The organism is Arenimonas sp., assembly GCF_044348765.1.
In the GTDB taxonomy this organism is placed as follows: Bacteria; Pseudomonadota; Gammaproteobacteria; order Xanthomonadales; family Xanthomonadaceae; genus Arenimonas.
Genome location: NZ_JBIKSE010000019.1, coordinates 1 through 24,344 on the forward strand (window position 1 = coordinate 1; position 24,344 = coordinate 24,344).

22 protein-coding genes are annotated in these 24,344 nt (G+C 58.9%); 11 read left to right on the forward strand and 11 right to left on the reverse strand.

What is annotated here, in order from left to right; all coding sequences use genetic code 11:
* On the forward strand, window positions 1–365 hold a 365-nt coding region (locus tag ACIQ0Q_RS04665; RefSeq protein ID WP_395771789.1), incomplete at its 5' end, for a hypothetical protein.
* Between the two features lie 26 nt (window positions 366–391).
* Here ACIQ0Q_RS04665 and folK read toward each other — a convergent pair.
* From folK to tsaD, 3 genes are read right to left on the reverse strand one after another with little or no spacing between them, the layout of a single operon-like run.
* Window positions 392–841 carry a 2-amino-4-hydroxy-6-hydroxymethyldihydropteridine diphosphokinase gene (gene folK, locus ACIQ0Q_RS04670; protein WP_395771790.1) on the reverse strand — a complete coding sequence of 150 codons (450 nt, stop codon included), beginning with the start codon at window positions 839–841 and terminating at the stop codon, window positions 392–394.
* Window positions 834–1,193 carry a dihydroneopterin aldolase gene (gene folB, locus ACIQ0Q_RS04675; protein ID WP_395771791.1) on the reverse strand — a complete coding sequence of 120 codons (360 nt, stop codon included), beginning with the start codon at window positions 1,191–1,193 and terminating at the stop codon, window positions 834–836. The genes folK and folB overlap by 8 nt, the downstream gene beginning before the upstream one ends.
* 9 nt (window positions 1,194–1,202) lie before the next feature.
* Complete coding sequence (tsaD, locus tag ACIQ0Q_RS04680) at window positions 1,203–2,231, reverse strand: tRNA (adenosine(37)-N6)-threonylcarbamoyltransferase complex transferase subunit TsaD (protein WP_395771792.1); 1,029 nt, start codon at window positions 2,229–2,231, stop codon at window positions 1,203–1,205.
* Between the two features lie 114 nt (window positions 2,232–2,345).
* On the opposite strand from tsaD, the gene rpsU reads away from it, so the two are divergent.
* The 5 genes from rpsU to ACIQ0Q_RS04705 all read left to right on the forward strand — a co-directional run bounded on the left by rpsU (window position 2,346) and on the right by ACIQ0Q_RS04705 (window position 8,484).
* Window positions 2,346–2,561 (forward strand): 30S ribosomal protein S21, encoded by a 216-nt coding sequence (rpsU, locus tag ACIQ0Q_RS04685; RefSeq protein ID WP_297800327.1) that lies wholly within the window; start codon window positions 2,346–2,348, stop codon window positions 2,559–2,561.
* A gap of 97 nt (window positions 2,562–2,658) precedes the next feature.
* Complete coding sequence (locus ACIQ0Q_RS04690) at window positions 2,659–3,102, forward strand: GatB/YqeY domain-containing protein (RefSeq protein WP_395771793.1); 444 nt, start codon at window positions 2,659–2,661, stop codon at window positions 3,100–3,102.
* A 38-nt stretch (window positions 3,103–3,140) separates the two neighbouring features.
* On the forward strand, window positions 3,141–4,841 hold the full coding sequence (gene dnaG, locus ACIQ0Q_RS04695; protein ID WP_395771794.1) for a DNA primase: 1,701 nt from the start codon (window positions 3,141–3,143) through the stop codon (window positions 4,839–4,841).
* A 46-nt stretch (window positions 4,842–4,887) separates the two neighbouring features.
* Complete coding sequence (locus ACIQ0Q_RS04700; RefSeq protein WP_395771795.1) at window positions 4,888–6,822, forward strand: S9 family peptidase; 1,935 nt, start codon at window positions 4,888–4,890, stop codon at window positions 6,820–6,822.
* Window positions 6,823–6,882: 60 nt separating this feature from the next.
* On the forward strand, window positions 6,883–8,484 hold the full coding sequence (locus ACIQ0Q_RS04705; protein WP_395771796.1) for a GMC family oxidoreductase: 1,602 nt from the start codon (window positions 6,883–6,885) through the stop codon (window positions 8,482–8,484).
* Window positions 8,485–8,514: 30 nt separating this feature from the next.
* Here the strand turns inward: ACIQ0Q_RS04705 and cyoE are convergent, their stop codons facing one another.
* Genes cyoE through ACIQ0Q_RS04725 form a run of 4 tightly spaced genes read right to left on the reverse strand, consistent with a single transcriptional unit; the run spans window position 8,515 to window position 11,815 of the window.
* Window positions 8,515–9,396 carry a heme o synthase gene (cyoE, locus tag ACIQ0Q_RS04710; protein WP_395771797.1) on the reverse strand — a complete coding sequence of 294 codons (882 nt, stop codon included), beginning with the start codon at window positions 9,394–9,396 and terminating at the stop codon, window positions 8,515–8,517.
* On the reverse strand, window positions 9,393–10,556 hold the full coding sequence (locus ACIQ0Q_RS04715; protein ID WP_395771798.1) for a heme A synthase: 1,164 nt from the start codon (window positions 10,554–10,556) through the stop codon (window positions 9,393–9,395). The genes cyoE and ACIQ0Q_RS04715 overlap by 4 nt, the downstream gene beginning before the upstream one ends.
* Before the next feature lie 4 nt (window positions 10,557–10,560).
* Entirely contained in the window at window positions 10,561–11,121 is a 561-nt protein-coding gene (locus ACIQ0Q_RS04720) for a hypothetical protein (protein ID WP_395771799.1), read from the reverse strand.
* The gene (locus ACIQ0Q_RS04725; protein WP_395771800.1) at window positions 11,108–11,815 is read right to left on the reverse strand and encodes an SURF1 family protein; all 708 of its coding nucleotides are present in this window, start codon (window positions 11,813–11,815) and stop codon (window positions 11,108–11,110) included. The genes ACIQ0Q_RS04720 and ACIQ0Q_RS04725 overlap by 14 nt, the downstream gene beginning before the upstream one ends.
* A gap of 57 nt (window positions 11,816–11,872) precedes the next feature.
* Between ACIQ0Q_RS04725 and ACIQ0Q_RS04730 the strand changes: the two genes are divergently transcribed.
* Window positions 11,873–12,079, forward strand: a complete 207-nt coding sequence (locus ACIQ0Q_RS04730; RefSeq protein WP_395770495.1) for a twin transmembrane helix small protein — start codon at window positions 11,873–11,875, stop codon at window positions 12,077–12,079.
* Window positions 12,080–12,127: 48 nt separating this feature from the next.
* Here ACIQ0Q_RS04730 and ACIQ0Q_RS04735 read toward each other — a convergent pair whose 3' ends face one another.
* Genes ACIQ0Q_RS04735 through coxB form a run of 4 tightly spaced genes read right to left on the reverse strand, consistent with a single transcriptional unit; the run spans window position 12,128 to window position 16,214 of the window.
* On the reverse strand, window positions 12,128–13,006 hold the full coding sequence (locus ACIQ0Q_RS04735) for a cytochrome c oxidase subunit 3 (RefSeq protein ID WP_395771801.1): 879 nt from the start codon (window positions 13,004–13,006) through the stop codon (window positions 12,128–12,130).
* Between the two features lie 19 nt (window positions 13,007–13,025).
* Window positions 13,026–13,604, reverse strand: a complete 579-nt coding sequence (locus ACIQ0Q_RS04740) for a cytochrome c oxidase assembly protein (RefSeq protein ID WP_395771802.1) — start codon at window positions 13,602–13,604, stop codon at window positions 13,026–13,028.
* A 19-nt stretch (window positions 13,605–13,623) separates the two neighbouring features.
* Window positions 13,624–15,222: a cytochrome c oxidase subunit I gene (ctaD, locus tag ACIQ0Q_RS04745; RefSeq protein WP_395771803.1), complete on the reverse strand. Its 1,599-nt coding sequence runs from the start codon at window positions 15,220–15,222 to the stop codon at window positions 13,624–13,626.
* Window positions 15,223–15,254: 32 nt separating this feature from the next.
* A complete protein-coding gene (coxB, locus tag ACIQ0Q_RS04750; RefSeq protein ID WP_395771804.1) occupies window positions 15,255–16,214 on the reverse strand; it encodes a cytochrome c oxidase subunit II in 960 nt (319 codons plus the stop codon).
* Between the two features lie 121 nt (window positions 16,215–16,335).
* Here coxB and putA point away from each other — a divergent pair, with 121 nt between their 5' ends.
* From putA to ACIQ0Q_RS04770, 4 genes are all read left to right on the forward strand, one after another.
* Window positions 16,336–19,503, forward strand: a complete 3,168-nt coding sequence (gene putA / locus ACIQ0Q_RS04755) for a bifunctional proline dehydrogenase/L-glutamate gamma-semialdehyde dehydrogenase PutA (protein ID WP_395771814.1) — start codon at window positions 16,336–16,338, stop codon at window positions 19,501–19,503.
* Window positions 19,504–19,550: 47 nt separating this feature from the next.
* Window positions 19,551–19,751 (forward strand): hypothetical protein, encoded by a 201-nt coding sequence (locus ACIQ0Q_RS04760; RefSeq protein WP_395770490.1) that lies wholly within the window; start codon window positions 19,551–19,553, stop codon window positions 19,749–19,751.
* A gap of 323 nt (window positions 19,752–20,074) precedes the next feature.
* Entirely contained in the window at window positions 20,075–21,946 is a 1,872-nt protein-coding gene (locus tag ACIQ0Q_RS04765; protein ID WP_395771805.1) for an alpha-amylase family protein, read from the forward strand.
* Window positions 21,947–21,955: 9 nt separating this feature from the next.
* Window positions 21,956–24,340, forward strand: a complete 2,385-nt coding sequence (locus tag ACIQ0Q_RS04770; protein WP_395771806.1) for a TIM-barrel domain-containing protein — start codon at window positions 21,956–21,958, stop codon at window positions 24,338–24,340.
* The last annotated feature ends 4 nt before the right edge of the window (window positions 24,341–24,344 follow it).

Sequence of the window (24,344 nt, forward strand, 5' to 3'; positions counted from 1 at the left end):
ATCGTGAGCACATTAAGGACTTCGCGGCCACGCTCGGTGTCGGCATGACCGGCCAATACGTCGAGCAGATGGGCCGCAAACTGCTCGGCGGACTGTTGGGCAAAGTCGGCGGCGGAATACTCGGCACTCTGGGCAGTGCGGCCACCGGCGCGGCGTTTTCCTTCGCGACCACCTATGCTCTGGGCAAGGTTGCGCAGCAGTACTACGGTAACGGCCGCAGCATTGATGGTGCACAGCTGAAGCAGGTATTCGCGCAGATGTTCGCACAGGGCAAACAGATGCAGGGCCAGTACCGCACGCAGATCGAACAGAAAGCGCAGACGATCGATGTCGGACAGATTCTGGATATGGTCAAGCGCCGGTAATTCCGGCGCCGCTGTGCAAACGCTGCTCAGTTTTGGGCTGCTGACATTTCTGCAAGCGTCTGCCCGTTTTCGGGGTTGATGAAATCCGGTGCGATCTGCGCCAAAGGTTGCAGTACGAAAGCATGTTTCAGCTCCGGACGCGGAATCTGCAGATTGCCCGGGCCATCGAGAATCAAATCGTCAAAGAAAATGATATCGATGTCGAGCGTTCGGCTGGAAAATCTCGGCACATCGCGCCGGCGGCCGTTTGCATCTTCCAATGCATGCAGCCATCGATCGAGTGTATGCACATCCCAGGTGGTTTCGATGATGGCGGCACCATTGATGAAATCCGGACCGTCGAAGCCGACGGCTTTGGTTCGCATCCAATCCGAGAGCACGATCGTGCCGAAGGTTTTCCGCAGGGCCTGCACGGCAGCGGCCAAGTGCGTTTCCGGCTCCTGGTTGGAGCCCAGACTGAGGTAAGCTTTAGGCATCCGTGCGCGAACGCTCAATGATCACACCGACGGCCTTGGCGCCGCGCACCGCACCGATCTTGCTGAGCTTGAGCGAGACTCGTGAGACGCCGAACTCCTCAAGGATGATGGCGCAGCAGCGCTCGGCCAGGGTTTCGACCAGACCGAAACTGGACTCCGAGACGAACTGGATAAGGCGCTTACTGACCGCCTTGTAATCGAGCGTATGTGCGATGTCATCGCTGGCGGCCGGGATGCGATTATTGAAGGCCATCTCGATGTCGAGCACGATTGGCTGTTTGATGGTGCGTTCCCAATCATAAATGCCGATCACGCATTCGATTTCGAGGGCCTCGATGAAGACTTTATCCATCTGTTCAGTTTATCCGAGTGCGGGTGAAAGCGGCGGCAAGCCGGCCAGATCCCAGCGCGGCGTACAGGCCACCACCGGCGGCTCGCTCTGCCCGGCCTGCAGGCGCAGGCAACCGGCAAAGGCGATCATGGCGCCGTTGTCGGTACACAGGTCCGGTCGCGGGAAGTACACACGGCCGCCGCGACGCGCCGTGCGCTCCTGAAGTTGTTCACGCAGATAGCGGTTGGCGCCGACGCCGCCAGCCACCACCAGGCGACTGCAGCCGGTGCGTTCAAGGGCGCGCTCGCACTTGATGGCCAAGGTATCCACCACCGCCTGCTCAAAGGCCAGAGCGATGTCGGCCATGTCCTGTTCGGTTTTGGCACTGGCCTGCCAGGCCAGCAGCACTTGGGTTTTCAGGCCTGAAAAGCTGAAATCCAGATCCGGACGGTTCACCATCGGGCGCGAGAACCGGAACACCCCATTACGGCCCCGCAAGGCCGCTGCCGCCAACTGTGGTCCGCCTGGATACGGCAAGCCCATCAATTTGGCCGTTTTATCAAAGGCCTCGCCGGCGGCATCGTCCAAGGTCTCGCCCAGCAGCTGGTAGTCGCCCAAGGCCTTCACCCACATCAGCTGGGTGTGTCCGCCGGACACCAGCAGAGCCACGAACGGCAGCTCGGGGGGGTCTGCTTCCATGAGCGGAGCCAGCAGGTGACCTTCCATGTGGTGCACGGCAATGGCCGGAACCCCCAAGGCCCAGGCCAGAGCCCGGCCGGTGGCCGCTCCCACCATCAGGGCCCCAATCAGCCCAGGGCCGGCGGTATAGGCGACACCGTCCAGATCGGTCGGGTTCAGGCCGGAATCAGCCAAGGTTCGGCGGATCAGGGGCAGCAACTTGCGGACATGATCGCGGCTGGCCAGCTCCGGCACCACTCCGCCATAGGCGATATGGAGGCCGATCTGGCTATACAGAGTCTGCGCCAGAAGCCCGCGCGCGCTGTCATACAGCGCCACCCCGGTCTCGTCACAGCTCGATTCGATGCCCAATACCCGCATGTCTATCCTGAATGGCCCGCCTGGCGGATTGCCAAAAACCGGCAATCCTTGTATGATAACCGGCTCTCTGGCAGGAAAACATGTCCGCCGGGAAATCCCTTTTTTGGAGTTACCATGCCTTCTGTAAAAGTCCGCGAAAACGAACCGTTTGAATTTGCCTTGCGCCGTTTCAAGCGCACCTGCGAAAAAGCCGGTGTCTTGGCCGATACCCGCAAGAAAGAGTTCTACGAAAAGCCGACGCAGGAACGCAAGCGCAAAGCCGCCGCCGCCGTGAAGCGTCAGGCCCGCCGTAGCTCGCGCGACATCACCAAGCGCCAGCGCCTGTATTGATCTTCCGCTGAGCCGCCCGGCTCGCGCCCCAAAGCCGGTTACGCCAAGCGTATCCGGCTTTTTGTGTTTATACCGCCCACCGATTACGGAGCCCGCCATGACCCTGAAAGCCCAACTGACCGAAGACATGAAAACCGCCATGAAGGCCGGCGAAAAAGACCGCCTCGGCGTCATCCGTCTGATCAACGCCGCCATCAAGCAGAAGGAAGTGGATGAGCGCATCGAAATGACCGACGAACTGGTTATGGCCGTGCTCGAGAAAATGCTAAAGCAGCGCAAGGATTCCATCAGTCAATACGAAGCCGCCGGCCGGACCGATCTGGCCGATATCGAGAAGTTCGAGTCCGGGATCATCCAGACCTACCTACCGCAACCCCTGAGCCAGGCCGAGGTCGAAGCCCTGGTCGCCAAAGCCATTGCCGATACCGGCGCCAGCGGTCCCCAGGCCATGGGCAAGGTCATCGCTGCCCTGAAGCCGCAACTGGCGGGCCGCGCCGACATGGGCGCGGTATCCGGCATGGTCAAAGCCGCACTGTCGTGAAGCGCGCGGTTTTCGGCGAATAATGGCATCCTAATCTGATGGCGAAGCTCCCGGAATCCTTCATCGACAACCTGCTGTCACGCATCGACCTGGTCGAAATCATCGGCACGCGCGTGCCCTTGAAGAAACAAGGCAAGGATTACTCGGCGCGCTGTCCGTTCCATGACGAACGCTCGCCCTCGTTTACGGTCTCGCCGAGCAAGCAGTTCTATTACTGTTTCGGCTGCGGCGCCAAGGGCACCGCCATCAGCTTTTTGATGAACTACGACCGGCTGACCTTCATGGATGCGGTCGAGGATCTGGCCAAGCATGCCGGTATCGAAATTCCGAAAGACGCGCGCCCGGCCGACACCGACGGCAGCCGCGACATGTATGCGGCCTTGGAAGCCAGTAGCCAGTTCTTTCAGAAGCAGCTGCTGGCTTCGGACAAAGCCACAACCTATCTTGAACATCGCGGCGTGGATGCCAAAAGTATCGCCGCCTTCGGCATCGGCTATGCGCCCGAAGGCTTCAACGGCCTGATGGATGCCCTTGGCAGCGATGAACGCCGGCGCGGTCTGCTGGAAAAAACCGGCATGCTGTCGAAATCCGACAACGGCCGCCTATACGACAAATTCCGCGCCCGCATCATGTTCCCGATCGCCGATCGGCGTGGACGGGTCATCGCCTTCGGTGGCCGCGTGCTGGAAAAGGACGACGGCCCGAAATACCTGAACTCGCCGGAAACCCCTTTGTTCCACAAGGGCCGCGAGCTTTACGGCCTTTGGCAGGTGAAGCAGGCGCACAACAAAATCCTGCGGCTGATCGTCGTCGAAGGCTATATGGATGTGGTCAGCCTGTTCCAGCACGGCATCACCCAGGCTGTAGCCACGCTCGGTACCGCCACCACACCCGACCATGCCGAACTGCTGTTCCGCAACAGCGCCGATGTGGTCTTCTGCTTCGACGGCGACAAAGCCGGCCGCGCCGCGGCCTGGAAGGCGGTGGAATCGATCCTGCCGCGCATGCGTGATGGACGCCAGGCCTTCTTCCTGTTCCTGCCCGAAGGTGAGGATCCGGACACCATCGTCAAAACCGAAGGTGCCGATGGCTTCGAACAGCGCATCAATGGTGCGATGACCTTATCGGATTATTTTTTCGAAGAACTGTCCAAGGATGTCCGCCTGAACACCTTGGAGGGCAAAGCGCGCTTGGCTGAAAAGGCCAAACCGTATCTGCAGAAAATCCCAGATGGGGCCTTCCGCGATCTGATGACCGATCGTCTGGTATCACTGACCGGCGTGACCGGCGCAGTACCGACGGAAGCGCCCAAGTCCTCTGCATCCGGCGGGATTTCCCCCAAACGCAGTCTGGTAAGGGCGGTCATCACCCTGCTCCTGCAGCAACCCGTTCTGGGCCGTGAGGTCGAGCCGCCGTTTGCCTTCGCCGATCTTGAAGTGCCCGGAATCGGACTGATGGTGGCCTTGCTGGAAACCATCCATGCCCGGCCCGACATCAGCACCGCCCTGCTGCTGGAAACCTACGAAGCGCATGCCGACTATCCTGCCCTGCAGAAACTGGCCTTGACCGATATGCCCGGCGATGAAGCCATCTGGCGCCAGGAGTTTCTGGATGCGATTGCGCAGCTGAACCGGCAAGCCCGCCAGCAACGCTTATCAGTGCTTCGCCAGCGTATGGCGCAGAGCGGCCTGAGCCTGCAGGAAACCGAAGAATTACGGGATCTGTTGAAGCCGAATTGATAGGGATTGCGGTATGCTTGGGCTTCCGAACGACCCAGGAACATCCATGCGAACCACCCTGTACACCCTGACCCTTCTGGCTGCTGTTGTACCCAGCACCCATGCCGCCGAACGCGTTGATGTCGGCAACCGCATCAGTGAGAACCTGCCGGAGATTCCAGCCGAGTTGATCGATAGCCTCAACCAATATCAGAACACCCGGGGCGCCGGGTTCGCCGGCTGGACCGGCGAGGGTTGTATCCTGATCAGCACGCGCTTTGCCGAAACGGCACAGGCGCACCGCGTCTGCCAGCCCATGGGCATGCGCGAGCAGCTGACCTTCTACAAAGAGCCGGTTGCCGGCATTACCGCCTCGCCCGCCAAAGCCTGGCGACAGGGCTTCGTATTCAGCAAGGACAAAGGCGGCGATGAATTCAGCCAACTGTACTGGTTCGACAATACCACTCGCACCACTATACTGCTCACCGACGGCAAGCGTAGCCAGAATAACGGTACGGTAATCAGCGACGACGGCAGCCTGATGGCCTACCGCAGTACCTCGCGTAACGGCAAGGACACCGACGTCTGGCTTCGTGATACCCGCAGCGGCGATGCACGTGCCCTGGTGACCTCAGGCGGTAGCTGGAATGCCATGGATTTTTCTCTAGATGGCAAACGCCTTCTGGTCAGCCAATATCTGGCCGCGGATGACTCGCGCCCGGGTGAAGTCGATATCGCCAGCGGCGAACTGACGCTGTTTCCCATTGATGGCGGCAAAGCCGCCTTCGATGGTTTCGAATACGCGCGCAACGGCAAAGGCATGTATTTCATCTCGGATGAAAGATCCGAGTTCCAGCATCTACGCCATTACGATCCGGTCACCGGTATAACCATCGTCATCAGCAAGAATATCCCCTGGGATGTGACCGCCTTCGCCCAGAGTCCGGACGGTAGCCGCCTAGCCTATATTACCAATGAAGATGGCATCTCCACCGTACGTCTGGTCGACACCGCTAGCCTGAAACCGATTGCCCTGCCGAAACTTCCCATCGGCGTCAGTGGCGGTCTGCAATTCTCTCCAGACGGCCAACGTCTGGCCATGAGCATCAATACGGCGACTTCACCAAGCGATGTATATGTCATTGACATCGGCAAGTCCGAACTGATCCGCTGGACCGCTAGTGAAGTGGGCGGTCTCGATACCACGACATTCACCGCGCCGACACTGGTACGTTTCAAGAGTTTCGACGGCCAGAGCATTCCCGCCTTTTATTACCGACCGAATGGGCTCAAGCCCGGCGAAAAGGTGCCGGTGCTAATCAACATCCACGGCGGCCCCGAAGCTCAGGCCTTTCCGACCTTCAGTCCGCAGATCCAGTACCTGCTGAAACATCTCCGCGTCGCGGTTCTGGTTCCCAATGTGCGTGGATCCAGCGGCTATGGGAAAACTTATCTGAGTCTCGATAACGGCTACCTGCGCAAGAACTCGGTACGCGATATCGGTGCCCTGTTGGATTGGATTTCACGCCAGCCTGAAATGGACAAAGACCGTGTCGGCGTTTACGGGGGCAGCTATGGCGGCTACATGGTGCTGGCCAGCATGGTCGACTACGATAAACGCATCCGTGCCGGCATCGACGTAGTCGGCATTTCGAACTTCACGACTTTCCTGAAAAACACCGAAAGCTACCGTCGTGATCTGCGCCGTGCCGAGTATGGCGACGAACGTGATCCACTGATGCGCAACTTCCATGAGAAGATCGCACCGCTGAACAATGCCCACCGCATCACTAAACCCCTTTTCGTGGCGCAGGGTTTCAATGATCCGCGCGTGCCCTACACCGAAGCCGAACAGATTGTGAAAGCGGTCCGTGAAAACGGCGGCGATGTCTGGTACCTTATGTTCAAGGACGAAGGCCATGGTTTCGCCAAGAAGCCGAACAGCGATTATTTCGGAGCCGCGCAGATTCTATTCTGGCAGAAGTACCTAATCGGCAAATAAACGGCATGACTGAACCCTTTCCGCTATCGCTGTCCGACAAAAACATTAACGGAATTTGGCATGGAAACTACTTACGATTACATCATTGTCGGCGGCGGCTCAGCCGGTTGCGTCCTCGCCAGCCGTCTTAGCGAAGATCCAAATATATCTGTATGTCTTTTGGAGGCAGGCGGCAATGATACGAATCCACTGATACATTGTCCGGCCGGACTTGTCGCTATGGTGGCGACACGGATCAATAATTGGGCTTTTAAGCCCATTCCACAGCCCGGCCTGAATGGGCGGACGGGATACCAGCCACGGGGCAAGGTGCTCGGCGGATCAAGTTCGATAAATGCCATGCTCTACGTACGTGGCCATCGCTGGGATTACGATCACTGGTCGGAGCTCGGCAATGCCGGATGGTCATATGACGAGGTCTTGCCTTATTTCCGAAAAGCCGAAAACAATGAAACCTATACTGACCATTTTCATGGTCAAGGCGGCCCCCTCAATGTCGCTGAAGTAATGCAGCCAAGCCCAACCAATGAACTGTTCCTTAAATCGGCACAAGATGCCGGACTGCCACTGATTAGCGATTACAACACTCCCGAACCTTACGGCGCTTTTATGTATCAGGTCACTCAGAAGAACGGTGAGCGCTGCAGTGCCGCTAAAGCTTATCTTGCACCCAGTTTGAATCGTGAAAACCTGTGTATCCTGACGAATGCTACCACCCACAAGCTGATTCTAGACGGCCGCAAGGCCGTTGGCGTCAAGGCCAGCATCGAAGGCCAGGAGCTTGTCTTCAAGGCACGCCATGAAGTAATACTTTCGGCAGGGGCATTTGGATCGCCCCAGATTCTGCAACTGTCCGGTATCGGGCCCGGCAAGCTGCTTCAATCGATGAATATAGATATTGTCCAGGACCTTCCTGGTGTTGGTGAAAATCTGCAAGATCATATCGACTACGTCTATACCTATCGCACCAGAAATCATACTGATACCTTCGGTCTTTCAATGTCCGGAGCCTTCCGCATCCTGCAGGGACTGCGGGAATGGAAAGCCACACGAAAGGGCGTTCTTACCACGCCATATGCGGAATCCGGTGCGTTTTTTCGGAGCAACCCGAATATAGCCATACCGGACTTACAGCTCGTCTTCGTTCAAGCGATTGTCGATGATCATGGCCGCAAACCGCGTTACGGACATGGCTTCAGCTGCCATATCACCCTGTTAAGGCCGAAAAGCAAAGGCAGCGTAGCCATACGAACGGCAAATGCATTTGATGCACCGCGAATTGATACCGGATTCTTCTCCAACCCGGAAGACATGCCCGCGATGATCAAGGGCGCGGCATTCCAGAGGCGCATCCTCGAGGGTCGTGCATTTGATGGCGCCAGGGGCAAACCCCTGTACCCTCTCGATCAAGAGAACACCGAAGCCGTGGAGCGCGATATCCGCAACCGTGCCGATACCCAATACCATCCAGTCGGAACCTGCAAAATGGGTCATGACTCCATGGCCGTCGTTGACAGCCGTCTGCGCGTGCATGGTATTCAGAACCTGAGGGTGGTTGATGCTTCCATCATGCCGAGCATCGTCGGTGGCAACACCAATGCACCGACCATCATGATTGCTGAAAAGGCGGCAGACATGATCAAGGCCGACCGCCCCGTCTAATTCCGATTGGATCAATACGATTCCTGCAGATTAGCCGATGATGAACGTCGGCGGCATAATCCAATGATCGATCAGCAGGAAGGCGAACAGTGCCATCAGGTACCAGATCGAATACTTGAACACTTCCATCGCGAACAGTTCATCCGGCGGGTCCATCAGGCGGATGGCGTAATAAAGGAACACCGCGCCCAGCACCACCGCGCCGCCCAGATAAAACAGGCCGCTCATGCCGGTGATCCAAGGCAGAAGGGTCACAATGAATAGCAGGATGGTATAAAACAAAATCTGCCAGCGCGTGTAGGTCACGCCGTAGATTACCGGAAGCATCGGAATCAGTGCGCGTGCGTAATCCTCGCGACGGAAGATGGCCAGTGCCCAGAAATGCGGCGGCGTCCAGATGAAGATGATCAGAAACAGCAACAAAGCGTGCGGATCGACCGTATTACTGATGGCGGCCCAGCCCAGCACCGGCGGTGCAGCACCGGCGGCGCCGCCGATGACGATATTCTGCGGCGTTGCACGCTTCAAGTAACCGGTGTACACGATGGCATAACCGATCAGTGAAGCAAAAGTCAGCCAGGCAGTCAGTGCGTTCACCTGCCAAACAAGAAGGACCATCGAAAGTGCGCCTAGCGCGATGGCAAAAACCAGCACCTGCATGGACTTAAGGCCGCCGGTCGGTAACGGTCGGTGCGCCGTACGTGCCATCAACGCATCGATGCGCTGATCAAGCAGATGATTAATGGCCGCTGCGCTGGAGGCTGCCAGCCAGATACCAAGTGAGCCAAACAGTACCGGTCGCCACGGCGGCAGTCCGGGCACCGCCAGGAACATGCCGATGACGGCGGTGAACACGATCAGCGCGACCACGCGCGGCTTGGTCAATTCGAAATAACGGGCAAATGCAATCATGCCATCGGCGCCGGTTCCGGCACCTGCTCAGGCTCACGTAGGCGCGCAAGCACGCCGACGACGGTGAATAACAACAATGCTGCACCGGCATTATGGGCAACAGCCACCCACAGTGGCAAACCGAAATGCACATTGCTGATGCCGAGTACGACCTGGGCTGTAGTCAACACTGCAAGTACGCTGCCCCAGTACACCAGACCGGGCGTGCGAATCATCTTCACTGCCAGCGCAACTAGGTAAAGTCCAACCACCACCGCCATGCCGCGGTGCATCAGCTGGATGGCGACACGGGCCGGACCATCAAGCACACCCCCTTCGTAATCGACACCGATGCCACGCCAGAGCACGAGGGCCTCACTGAAGTCATGTTCCGGCAGCCACTGACCGAGACACTTCGGAAAATCAGTTCCGCAAGCCAGGGCCGCGTAATTGGCACTGGTCCAACCGCCGAGGGCGATTTGCACGACCAGCAAAACTAGACCAATCCATAGCAGACGTTTGAACAGGCGCGCATGGCCCTGAATCAGCTCGGTGTTGGGCGTGGCGCGCCAGGCCAACCAGGTCAACAGGGAAAAGGTCGTTAGCCCGCCCAGCAGGTGCGCCATCACCACAATGGGTTTCAACAGCCAGGTCACCGTCCACATGCCGAGCATGGCCTGCATGATGATGACCGCCAGCAATACTGCGGTATAGCCGATGAACGGTTCGCGTCCGGCACGCCAGGCGTAAGCCAGCAGACCGAGAATGCCAAGGGTGGCCAAGGCAAATGCCGGATCATGGTGCCAATACATATAGATCGGGATGGATGCGGCCACGGAGACGGAACACGCCACCGGAACCCAGATGGCGTGGCGGCGACGCTTGGCTTCCAAAAGACACAGGGTCAATACCAGAAGACCAAGAATGGCCGCGAGGTGGCGGTGGACCTGTTCCCGCCAGGCTTTGTGGACTTCCACCGCACGCTCGTACACGGCGTTGGCGGCGGCCACTTCATGGTCCTGCACCGGCCATGTGGCACGGCCATAACAGGTCGGCCAATCCGGACAGCTCAGTCCGGCATGGGACAGGCGCACGAAGCCACCGAGCACGATGACGCACAGAGTGAGCAAAACGGCGGCCCAGGCGATTCGGTGGAAATGCTTATAGGTATGATTGGTCATGGGCTTATTTTACGAGTTTTGCCAGATCTTTTCTCAGACCGCTAGGGTCGAATCCGGCCGGATAGTGCAATGCGACAAATCCATCCGGGTCGATCAAGTACACGGGATAACCGGCTCGGCTCTCTTTCTCTGGCAAGGCGGCACTTAATTCCGCATTGGCTTGCATGGCGATGAAGCCTTTGAAATCAGGCCGTATTGCCGGCACTTCGGTAAACCAGAGGAGATCGATGCGCTCGGTGTGGCGGCCGCGACTGAGCCAAACCCGATGCAGCACATCCAGCTGTTTCTGGCATTCCAGCAGACAGGGACTGTCCGACACCAGAACAATCCGCCATGCATTACGCTCGGGCTGCCAGTCATAGGGACGGCCATCGGCGCGCAGGAAAGTCTGGGCACTGAAGTCCAATGGCGGACTCAATAATTGACCGAAGTTTTTATGGCTCTCCGGTTGCCACTCTGCAAAACGCAATAGCGCGGCAATGCCAAAAGAGCTGAAAAACATCGCCACAATCAGCAATAGCACAAGACGCGATCGCCATTGTTGTTTTCGTTCATCCGTTTGCATCTGTCTTCCTCATCATCACTCCGATACAAAGTACCGCGAACGCCGCGGCCAATCCGAACCACTGCAGAGCATATGCGCGGTGCTTTTCAGGCGGCAAAGTATTGGCCTGCACCGAAAGATCGCGGGCAAAGCCTATGCGCTGCTCCGGATCCAACCGCAGAATACGTACCGATAATGGCCGATTCAAGGCTTTGGACAGCACATCGCGGTCCAAGCGCATCAGTAAGAGCGTTCCGTCCGGCTGAGTGCTGTAGGCCGGCCCAAGGACCAGTCCCGGTGAGGGCGGCGGCAGTAAAAGTCCTTCAAGATCCAAACCGCCGGTCAGCATGGTCGGCTTCGGTAATTGCCGGTCGCCATGGACCGGCAGCCAACCAAGGTCAACCAAAACAGTGTGGCCATTATCGACATCCGCGGCTTGAAAAACCGAAACGCCAACTTTACTGCCCCGGCGCTGGTTATCCAGCAGAAGCAAGGGTGCATCCCGAAAAACCACGCGTCCCCTGACCCAGGTAAAGCCCGCCGACTGGGTTAGGGCATCAGCCAAAGGCTGTGCCCGTTTTTCCTGGAGTACGGCCGCGGCCGCCTGCAAGGCCTGTTGTTTTTCATCGCCACGCGCCAACTGCCAGAAGCCAAGCCGTAACAGCAGCAGCTCGACCAGCATGGCCGCAAGCAGCAAGATGATCCGTGACTTCACCCGAACACTCCCGTTTTCGCCGATAATAGCCAGAATACGCGAGCACCGGTGAATGTCATGGAAAAACTGCTAATCATCGCCTTTATCCTCCTGATACTCTGGAATCTGGGTGCGGGCCTGTATTACATGATGGTGGATAAGGGCAAAACCGACCGTACCGTCAAATCACTGAGCTGGCGTATCGGCCTGTCGGTGTTGCTGATCCTGTTGGTGATCGCCGGCATTCTCACCGGCGTTATCAAACCGCACGGGATTCACGGCTGACCTTCCGTTTCCCGGTAAGGAAAGGCCGGCTTACGCCGGCCTTTTGCATCAAAGGACGTAAACGAATAGGAACAGCAGCAGCCAGACCACGTCGACGAAGTGCCAGTACCAGGCCACGGCTTCGAAGGCGAAGTGGTGATCCTTGCTGAAGTGGCCCTTGGCGCAACGCAGCCACATCACGGCCAACATGATGGTACCAAGCATCACGTGCATACCATGGAAGCCGGTCAGCATGAAGAAGGTGGAGCCGTAGATGCCCGAACCGAGCGTCAGGTTCAGTTCTTGATAGGCATGGATGTATTCTTCGACCTGCAAGCCAAGGAAGATCACACCCAACAGCACGGTAGCGCCCAGCCACCACAGTAATCCGGTACGGGCATTAGCTTTGAGCGCGTGGTGCGCCATGGTGATGGTGACGCCGGAAGTCAGCAGGATCAGGGTATTGATCAGTGGCAGGCCCCAAGCCGGAATGGTTTCGAAGGCGCCGCCGATTTCGGCCGGGCCATTGGTCGGCCAACCGGCCACGAATCCCTGCCACAGATAGGTATTGGTCAATACGCCGTCACCCTCGCCTGACAGCCACGGAAGTATGAAGGCACGTGCATAGAACAGAGCCCCGAAGAACGCAGCGAAGAACATCACTTCCGAGAAAATGAACCACATCATGCCCATGCGGAAGGACGTGTCGACCTGTGCGTTGTAGCGGCCCTGCAGCGATTCGGAAATGACATCGCCGAACCACCAACCAAGCACCAACAGGACTGCCAGCAGGCCGGCAAAGAACACGGGCTCCCCCCAGGCGGCACCGTTGAACCAGTTGGCCACGCCAATCATCATGATGAACAGCGCAATCGAGCCGAGGAATGGCCAGCGGCTGTGGTGCGGAACGAAGTAGGCGTCGGCGTCTTGCAAGTGGGTGTTGGCCATAAAAATCCCCGGTACTGAGTTAAGGCGCCGCCAGAGCGGTGCCGGTTGCCGGGCCCGCATTCAATTTCGCGGTAGCGGCATCATTGATGAAAAAAGTATAGGACAGCGTCAATGTGCTGACCTCCTTCGGGAGATCAGGACTGACGATGAAACGCACCGGCATGTCGCGGCTTTCGCCGGCAGCGAGTGCCTGCTCGGTAAAACAGAAACATTCGGTCTTGTTGAAAAATCCGGAAAACTGATTTGGTGCAACCGACGGCGCCGCATTGCCGACTGTGGCATAAGCTGCAGTGCTACGGGCAGTATAGGACGTCGAATACAGCTTGCCAGGCACAACCGTCATACTGGTCTGGACCGGAGCGAATGCCCAGGGCAGCTTCGAATTGACCGTGCCGTCGAAATAAACCTGTACCGTACGCGTTTCATCGATGGTGGTGCCCGCAAGTTTAGGCTCGCTACTGGCACTGTTATCGAGCTTAATGCCGAAAATCTTCTCGCAGGCGATGTTGTAGAGGGGAACCATCGCGAACGCAAAACCGAATGAAACTAATGCAAGAATGATCATCTTGCGTGTACTACGTTGGCTCTGCGTACTCATGATCGGATTCCCTTTCGACTCAATGGCTAACGTCGCCGTGGGCCAAATCGCCATCCTTGATTACCGGCGGCTTTTCAAAGGTGTGATGCGGTGCCGGCGACGGCACGGTCCATTCCAGACCGCGGGCTGAGGGCCAGGCGCGCGCTTCAGCTTTCACGCCGCCACGCACGCACTGCCAGACGATGTACACGAACAGCAGCTGGGCCAGACCGAAGCCGAAGCCGCCGATCGACGACCACATATTGAAGTCAGCGAAGGCCGGGTTGTAATCCGGAACGCGGCGCTGCATGCCGGCGAGGCCCAAGAAGTGCTGTGGAAAGAACAGCAGGTTGACGAAAATGGTCGACAGCCAGAAATGCCATTTGCCCAGGGTTTCGTTGTACATGTAGCCGGTCCACTTCGGCAGCCAGTAGTAGGCACCGGCCATGATGGAAAAGATGGAGCCGGTGACCAGCACGTAGTGGAAGTGCGCGACCACGAAATAGGTGTCGTGGTATTGGAAGTCGGCCGGAACGATGGCCAGCATCAGACCGGAGAACCCGCCGATGGTGAACATGACCACAAAGCCGAGCGCGAACAGCATGGGGGTCTCGAAGCTGATCGAGCCTCGCCAGAGCGTAGTGACCCAGTTGAACACCTTCACACCGGTCGGAATTGCGATCAGCATGGTGGCATACATGAAGTACAGTTCACCCCCCAGCGGCATGCCGACGGTGAACATGTGGTGGGCCCACACGATGAATGACAGGAAGGCTATCGAAGCGGTAGCGTACACCATCGCCTGATAGCCGAACAGCGGCTTGCGGGCGAAGGTCGGGATGATTTCCGACACGATGCCGAAGGCCGGCAGGATCATAATGTAGACCTCGGGGTGACCGAAGAACCAGAAGATGTGCTGGTACATGACCGGATCGCCGCCGCCGGCGGCATTGAAGAAGCTGGTCCCGAAGAACTTATCGGTCAGCAACATGGTGACCGCACCAGCCAGCACCGGCATCACGGCAATCAGCAGGAACGCGGTGATCAGCCAAGTCCAGACGAAGATCGGCATTTTCAGCAAATCCATGCCCGGTGCACGCATGTTGAGCACGGTGGCAATGATGTTGATGGCGCCCATGATTGAGCTGACGCCCATCAGGTGGATAGCGAAAATAGTAAACGCGGTGCTAGTGCCGCCCTGCAGTGATAGCGGCGGATACAGCGTCCAGCCACCGGACGGACCGCCCGAGCCGATGCCGAACAGCACCTGCAAAATCAACGGCAACAGAAGCAACGTGAACGCGAACGGCATGATCCAGAACGACCAGTTGTTCATGCGTGGCAGTGCCATGTCAGGCGCGCCGATCATCAGCGGAATCATCCAGTTCGCCAGACCGACGAAAGCCGGCATGACCGCGCCGAAAATCATCACCAAGGCATGCGTGGTGGTCATCTGGTTGAAGAACTCCGGACTGACCAGCTGCAAACCCGGCTGGAACAACTCGGCGCGGATGACCATGGCCATGGCGCCGCCGATGAAGAACATCGCCAGGGCGAACACGAGATACAGGGTACCGATGTCCTTGTGGTTGGTGGAGTAGAACCACCGCTCGATGAAACCTTGTTTATGGTCGGCCATGATTGCCTCTTATCTTGAATTCGAAAATTTCGTTATGCGGCGGGAGCCGCGGCGGTTTCGGCGCTGGCCGCTGCAGCTTGTGCAGCCGGAGCCGGGGCGGCCTCCGCAGTCGACGGGCCTGCTTCGGTGGCGGGTGCCACTGCTTCAGGGGCTGGAGCCGGCTTCTGCGCAGCTAGCCAAGCGGCATATTCAGCTTTCGGCAGCACCTTCACCACGATCGGCATGAAGCCGTGATCCTTGCCGCACAATTCGGCACAGACGCCGCGATAGGTTCCCGGGGTCGCGACTTTGGTCCAGGCATCATTGATGATGCCGGGAATGGCGTCCTGCTTCCAGCCCAAGGCCGGCACCCACCAGCTGTGGATGACGTCGTCGGCGGTGATCACAAAACGGATGCGGGTATCGGCCGGAATGACCAGCGGCTTGTCGACATCGCGCAGATAAGTGCCATGGGCGGCGATTTCAGCCTGACTGGTGGCCTTGTTCTGGCGCAGGCCATCGGAGGTGCGGTCGAGGCGGGAAATGAAATCGATGCCTTCGCCGACATATTCATAACGCCACATCCACTGATAACCGGTGACTTTGATCACCATTTCATCTTTTTCGGCACCATGGTCGGCGCCGTATTGGGCCATGACCTTCAGGGTAGCCGGATAGGCTGATACCACCAAAATCAGAATCGGGATGATGGTCCAGATCAGCTCGAGCTTGGTACTGTGGGTCAGACTGGTATCCGGCACGGCGCCTTTCGAGTGGCGGAATTTGATCATGGCATAGGCCATGGCACCGAACACGATGATACCGATGATTACGCAAATCCAAAGCATCATCATGTGCGCATCATAAGCGTTGAGAGAAGTGCTGGTCACACCCGGCGTCAGGTTCAGCTGCCAGCGCGCCGGTTCGGTCGGCTCGACTTGGGCGCAAGCCAATCCAGTCATCAAAACGCCCATCAGCGCGGCAGCGCCCTGTTTCATACGGGGAAATTTCATGATGCAGCCTCAGTTTTTCTTAACATGCAATTTTACCGCCTTCCCCTTGACTTGGGCAAGCTTTCCATTACGGTGCCTTCACGCGCTCGGGGGGTTACGCTTTTGGCAAAAGCCCCCTAAAATTGGACCTCCCTGCCCGCCGGATCCCGCTGTGAATCCCATCATCAGCCCTGAACTGCCTGCCCGCCGCCCGGAGTTGATGCAGCGCATCAGCGCCGCTTATCTGCGTGACGAAGGCGAACACATCGCTGAGTTACTGGCGGCAGCGCCGGTCTCCGGTCCTGCCGTACAGGCCGAAGCGGCCACCCTGGTCGAACGCACCCGACTGCGTGCGTCCGATCCGGCCATGGTCGAAGCCTTCATGCGCGAATACGACCTAAGCTCCGAGGAGGGCGTATTGTTGATGTGCGTGGCTGAAGCCCTGCTGCGCATCCCCGACCAAGGTACCGCGGACAAGCTGATCCGCGACAAACTCGGCGATGCCGACTGGAACGCCCACGTCGGCCAGTCCACTTCCTTGCTGGTCAATGCCTCGACCTGGGGTCTGATGCTGACCGGCCGTCTGGTCAGCCTTGCCGGTGAAACTCAACGCAATGCGGTGGGCTCATTCAAGCGACTGATCGGCCGTCTGGGTGAACCGGCCATCCGCCTGGCGGTGCGTCAGGCCATGCGCATCATGGGCCATCAGTTCGTCATGGGTCGCAGCATCGATGAGGCCCTGCAACGTTCACGCACCGGCGACAATGCCGCCTACCGCTATAGTTTCGACATGCTCGGGGAAGGCGCGCTGACCCGCAAGGACGCTGCCCGCTACCTGCAGGCCTACCGCGATGCCATCCGCGCCATCGGTGCCGGCGGACCCTACTCAGACGTGTTCTCGGCACCGTCCATTTCGGTCAAACTCTCGGCACTGCACCCGCGTTATGAATTCAATAAGCGCAAACGCGTGCTCGATGAATTGATCCCAGCCGTACTCGAACTGGCCCAGCTGGCCAAGGCCCAGGGCATCGGCTTCACCATCGACGCCGAGGAATCTGAGCGTCTGGAACTGTCGCTGGAAGTCATCGTTGGCGTCTTCTCCGACCCGTCATTGGACGGATGGGAAGGCTATGGACTAGCCGTACAGGCCTACCAGAAGCGTGCGCCTTTCGTCATCGACTATCTGGTCGATGCCGCGCGTCGCACCGGCCGGCGCATGCCGATGCGGCTAGTCAAGGGTGCCTACTGGGATTCCGAAATCAAGAAAGCGCAAGTCGACGGCCTGGCCGGCTATCCGGTATTCACCCGCAAAGCCAATACCGACCTCAGCTATCTGGCCTGCGCGCGTCGCATGTTCGCGGCGCACGATGCCCTTTACCCGATGTTCGCCACCCACAACGCGCAGACCATCGCCGCCATCCACGCCATGGCCGAAGGCCGCGACTTCGAATTCCAGCGCCTGCACGGCATGGGCGACCATCTGTATGCCGAGGTGATCGGTAAGGAGCGCCTCGATGTGCCCTGCCGCGTGTATGCACCGGTCGGCTCACACGAAGACCTGCTGCCTTACTTGGTACGCCGCCTTCTGGAAAACGGGGCCAACTCCAGCTTCGTCAACCGCATCACCGATGCCTCGCTGCCGCCAGCGGAACTGGTCGCCGACCCGGTCACGGCAGTGGCCGGCTTCGCCAGCAAACCGCATCCGCACATTCCCACACCGAACGCCATCTTCGGCGATGAAAGGAAAAACTCCATGGGCGTTCTGCTCGCGAATGATGAAACCCTGAGCCGTCTGGCCGCCGATATCGCCGCCGCGATCAAACCCTGGCAGGCCACGCCGCTGGTCCCGGGCACCATGTCCAGCGCGGTATTCACCGATGTCAGCAATCCGGCCGACCGTCGCCAGATCGTCGGCCGCTGGCAGGCCGCCGATAGCACGCAGGTCTCGAAGGCGCTCGACATCGCCCACGCCGCCTATCCGGGTTGGGACCACACCCCGGCCGCCGCACGCGCCAAAATTCTCGAGCACGCCGCCGACCTGATGGAACAGCGTATGCCGGAAATCATCGCACTGTGCATCAAGGAAGCCGGAAAGTCGGTAGCCGCCTCGGTCTCGGAGGTCCGCGAAGCGGTCGATTTCGCCCGCTACTACGCGGTACAGGCCCGCCGTCATTTCGGCGCGCCGGAAACGCTGCCTGGACCGACCGGTGAATCGAACCAACTGCAGCTACATGGCCGCGGCGTGTTCGTGTGCATCAGCCCCTGGAATTTCCCGCTGGCCATTTTCCTCGGCCAGATCGCCGCCGCGCTCGCCGCCGGCAACACCGTCATCGCCAAGCCGGCCGAACAGACGACCTTGACCGCCTATCTCGCGGTACAGATCCTGCATGACGCCGGCGTGCCGGCCGAAGTTCTGCAATTCCTGCCCGGCGATGGCGCCACTGTGGGTGCAGCCCTGACCCGCGATCCGCGTGTGACCGGCGTGGTGTTTACCGGCTCGACTGAAACCGCCTGGGCCATCAACCGCGCGCTGGCCGCACGCAATGCACCGCTGGCCACGCTGATCGCCGAAACCGGCGGCCAGAACGCGTTGATCGCCGATTCCTCGGCCTTGCCGGAACAACTGGTCAACGATGCCGTAGTGGCGGCCTTTGATTCGGCCGGACAACGCTGCTCGGCTGCGCGCATTCTGTTCGTGCAGAGCGACATCGCCGATCGCGTCATCGAACTGCTGGCCGGAAAAATGGACGAACTCAGCGTCGGCGATCCGGGCCTGCTCAGCACCGATGTCGGTCCGGTCATCAATGAAGACGCCAAAGCCATTCTGGTGGCGCATGCCGAGCGGATGGACAAAGACGCCAAGTTGATCAAAGCTGTGGCGCTTTCCGACGACTGCACGCACGGAAGCTTCTTCGCGCCGCGCGCGTATGAAATCAGCGGCCTGTCGCAGCTCATTCGTGAAATTTTCGGACCGGTGCTGCACGTGATCCGCTATGAGGCCGAAAAACTCGACGACATCCTGGCGCAGATCAATGCCACCGGCTACGGCCTCACCCTCGGCATCCACTCGCGCATCGATGAAACCGTCAACAAAATCGCACGCACCGTGCGCGTCGGCAACTGCTACGTCAACCGCAACCAGATCGGTGCGGTGGTCGGCGTACAGCCGTTCGGCGGCGAAGGCCTGAGCGGCACCGGCCCGAAAGCCGGCGGCCCACACTACCTGCTGAAGTTCGCCTCCGAGCGAACGCTGACCATCAACACCACGGCGGCCGGCGGCAACGCCAGTCTGCTCACTTTGTCGGAGTGATTTTGCCGACACGGTTATCTCGTGAAAAACGCCTAGAGGAAATCATAATGGATACGCAAAGCAGTGAGTTTGTTGTCGGCTGGGGTACGCTTATGCTTATCAATGCGGGATTGGCGCAGAGCAAAGGCCGTAGCGGGCTCAATTGGTTTCTCCTCTCCATCTTCCTAGGCCCCGTCGCAACCTTCTTCATTGTCCTATCCGAGCCTCTTGTTTCTTCGCAATCGGACCAGGACAATGGGGGAAGTTGACTGTTTGCTCTAACGGACTGTCCGTGAGAAAACCGGTGTCCTTGCTTCTGCGTCACCAGAGCCCGCATGCAAGCATCGCGAAAAGCGGCCGCTTATGACTTCACCAATCCGGCCAAGTGCAAATAAGACCTATTGCGGTAAGCGGGGGGCGAGCCCTTTTATTCACGCAAATTGTCTTCATGCAGACTTACCCTATCCTGATTGCCAGAGTTTCTGTTACGGCATCGGGGATACATACGTATTCACGTACCGGTTACCGCCGGAAATTGGCAGGTCCGGCTTTCTCGTTTAGCATGACCTGACCCCGACTCCAGGACCGCCCAATGCTTCTGCGCCGCACCCTCTCCTGCCTTCTTACCATACTGCTTCTGGCGGCGCCCGCCCGGGCCGCCGCACCGCCGCCGGTCGCCGATGATTCACCGCAGAACGGCAAGGTCGTCATCTATCAAGTGTTCACCCGTCTGTTCGGCAACCGGCAGACTGCCAACATTCCCTGGGGCGCCCGTGAACAGAATGGTGTCGGGAAATTCGAAGACTTCAACGACAAGGCGCTGGAAGGAATCAAACAGCTCGGCGTGACCCACATTTGGTACACCGGCGTACCGCATCATGCGTTGGTTGCCGACTACAGTGCGTATGGCATCAGTGGGGACGATCCGGACGTGATCAAAGGCCGCGCGGGCTCGCCGTATGCGGTCAAGGATTATTACAATGTCAATCCCGATCTGGCCCGCGATCCGGCCAAGCGTCTGGATGAATTCAAAGCACTGGTGGCGCGCTCGCACAAGCACGGCCTGAAGGTGATGATCGACATCGTGCCGAACCATGTGGCGCGTGCTTACCGCTCCAGCGGCGCTCCAGCCGGCGTGCGGGATTTCGGCGCCGACGACGACACCTCGGTGGAATACGCACGAAACAACGATTTTTATTACGTGCCCGGCCAGGCCTTCCGGGTTCCCGCCTGGCCGGCGGATTACCGGGTGCTCAACGGTGAAGCCCATCCGCAGATTGACGGTAAATTTGCCGAGAATCCGGCGAAATGGACCGGCAATGGGTCGCGCGCGGCACAGCCAAAATTCGATGACTGGTACGAAACGGTTAAGATCAATTACGGCGTGAAGCCGGACGGAAGCACTGACTTCCCGCGCCTGCCGGCCGATTACGCCGGCAAGGACTGGCGGGCGCATTACGCGTTCTGGCAGGGCAAGGATGTGCCCTCGTCCTGGAAAAAATTCCGCGACATCACGCAATTCTGGTTAGCCCAGGGCGTGGACGGCTTCCGCTATGACATGGCGGAAATGGTGCCGGTCGAATTCTGGAGCTATCTCAATAGCGCCATCAAACACAGCAACCCGCAGGCGACGTTGCTGGCGGAAGTCTATAACCCGAAAATCTACCGCGATTACCTGCATCTGGGCAAGATGGATTACCTGTACGACAAAGTCGATTTCTACGATCATCTGAAACTGGTGATGCAGGGCAAAGCCAGCACCGACCGCCTGGTGGACATCCAGACGCAGTACGCCGACATCGAGCCGCATCTGCTGCATTTCCTGGAGAATCACGATGAACAGCGCATCGCCAGCGTGCCGTTTGCCGGTGATGCCCGCAAAGGCCTGCCAGCCATGGTGGTCTCGGCCACCATCGGCACCGCACCGACCATGCTGTACTTCGGGCAGGACGTCGGCGAGAAGGGAGACGGCGATGCCGGCTTCGGCAAATCCAGCCGTACCAGCATTTTCGATTACTGGGGTGTGCCGGCGCACCAGCGCTGGATGAATGGCGGCAAGTTCGATGGCGGCGCGCTGTTTGCGGATGAAAAGGCCTTGCGTGCCGATTACGTGCGCCTGATGCAATTCACCCGTAATGCGTCGGCATTGATGGGCGATTACCACGATCTGCATAAAGCCAATATCGGCAACACCGGTTACGATGGCGAGCTGTTCTCCTATGCCCGTTACAACGCCAAGCAAAAGTTGGTCATCGTCAGTAATTTCAGCGCAAGCAAGAGCAAGCGTTTCACCCTGCGTCTGCCGCCGACGCTGATCGCCGAATGGCAGCTGCGTGACGGCGACTACCGCCTGAAAGACCATCTGGGCGATGCCAACAGCCGTCTGCAGATCGCCAATATGATGGGATTCATCCCGCTGGAGCTGGCCCCGCTGCAATCCGTCATTCTCGAACTGCCGAACTAAGGGCCCACCATGACCGCATTCCGATTCCACCTGAGCTTCGCGCTAGCCTTTGCCATCAGCATGCCGGCTGCTGCGCTGGAACAAACGGTACAACGCGTTTCCCGCAGCGATAACAGCCTGACGCTGAGCACTGACAAAGGCGCGGTGCGCGTACGCTTTCTGAATCCGGAATCGGTGGAAGTGTTCTACCAGCCGACTGGCATGGCGCAGCTCGATTCCTTCGCCCTGGTCGAGAGCCGATCCGCCGGTGCGGCGGTACTGACCGAGCGCAAGGGCCGCGTCGAGTTCGGTACTGCCGCGTTGAAGGTGCACATCGACAAATCACCGCTGCGCATCCGCTTCGAGAAAGACGGCAGAACCCTGTTGGCGGAGAACGGCGGACTGCAGTTGACCGGGACATCGCGCGGATTCAACTTCGCGCTGCAGCCGCAGGAAAAGCTGATGGGCACCGGTCAACGTGTACTCGGCATGGACCGGCGCGGCCACAAGCTACCGCTGTACAACAAAGCCAGCTACGGTTACACCACCAAAGCCGAACAGATGTATTACAGCCTGCCGGCGGTGGTTTCCAGCAACAAATACCTGCTGCTGTTCGACAACACCGCCAGCGGTGAAGTCGATTTGGGCAAAACCGACAAAGACATGCTGCGCTTCTCGGCGGTGGATGGCCGCACGGCTTACGTGGTGGTGGCCGGCGACACCTATCCCGAAATCCTGGAAAACTACACGGCCGTGACCGGACGGCAACCGCTGCCGCCGCGCTGGGCCTTGGGTAATTTTGCCTCGCGCTTCGGCTACCGCAACGATGCCGAAGTCCGCGCTACCGCGGCCAAGTTCAAACAGACCGGATTTCCGGTCGATGCACTGATTCTCGACCTGTACTGGTTCGGCCCCGACATCAAGGGCCATATGGGCAATCTGGCCTGGGATAAAAAAGCGTTTCCCGATCCGGAAGGCCTGATCGCCGATCTGAAAAAGGACGGCATCAACACCATTCTGATCACCGAACCGTTCATCCTGACCAGTTCCAAGCGTTGGCAGGAAGCCGTGAATGCCGGTGCGATCACGCCCGGTCCCGATGGCCAGCCGAAAACCTTCGATTTTTATTTCGGTAACACCGGCCTGGTCGACGTATTCAATCCGAAAGCCCAGGACTGGTTCTGGGGCATCTACCGCGGCCTGAAAAAACAGGGCGTGGCCGGCTGGTGGGGCGATCTGGGCGAGCCGGAAGTGCATCCGGGTGATACCCGCCATCTGATCGGCAGCGGCGACGCCGTGCACAATGCCTACGGCCACCAGTGGGCGAAGATGGTTTACGAAAACGCCCTCAAGGACACGCCGGACGAACGGCCGTTCAACATGATGCGTTCCGGTTTCGCCGGCAGCCAACGCTACGGCATGATGCCCTGGACCGGCGATGTCGCGCGTGAGTGGGGCGGCCTGAAACCGCAGGTGGAACTGTCCCTGCAGATGAGCCTTCTGGGTCTGGCCTACATGCACTCGGATCTGGGTGGCTTCGCCGGCGGCGAGAAATTCGATGCGGAACTGTACATCCGCTGGCTGCAGTACGGGGTGTTCCAGCCGGTGTACCGGCCGCATGCGCAGGATCATATTGCGTCCGAGCCGGTATTCCACGATGCGGCGGTGCAGGACGTGCTGCGTCCGTTCGTTAACCTGCGCTACCGCCTGTTGCCCTACAACTACACGCTGGCCTACCAGAACAGCCTGAGCGGCATGCCGCTGATGCGGCCGCTGTTTTTCAGCGACGAAACCGATCCGAAGCTGATCGATAACGCGCAGACTTATTTCTGGGGCGATGCGTTTCTGGTCACGCCGGTCACCGAGCCGGGCACCACGGCGGTCAATGTCAGCCTTCCGAAAGGCATCTGGTTCGATTACTGGAACGATGCCCGCATCGCCGGCGGCAGAACCATTGCAGCACCGGTGTCGCTGAACACCATTCCGGTGTTCGTGAAAGCCGGCGCCTTCATTCCGATGGCCGCCGGCGACATGCGCAATACCACGCAGTATGACAGCGGAAAACTGCAGCTGCATTACTACGCCGACAGCTCGGTAAAGTCGGCCAGCGGTGTCATGTATGACGATGACGGCAAGAATCCGAATGCCCTGCGCGACAAACAATTCGAGCGCTTGGATTTTTCAGCCAAGCAGCGCGGCAAGTCCCTTGGCATTACCCTGCAACGCCAAGGTGAGTTCGCCGGTGAGCCGAAAATCCGCCACATTGAATTGGTGGTACACAATTGGCCGGCCACACCTGCCGAAATCCGCGTCGATGGCATTGCCCACAACGGCAGCCGATACGATGCCGCCAGCCGCACCCTGCAGATTCCCCTGCGTTGGTCCACGCCTTCCCTGACACTCCACATTCGTTGAGGCC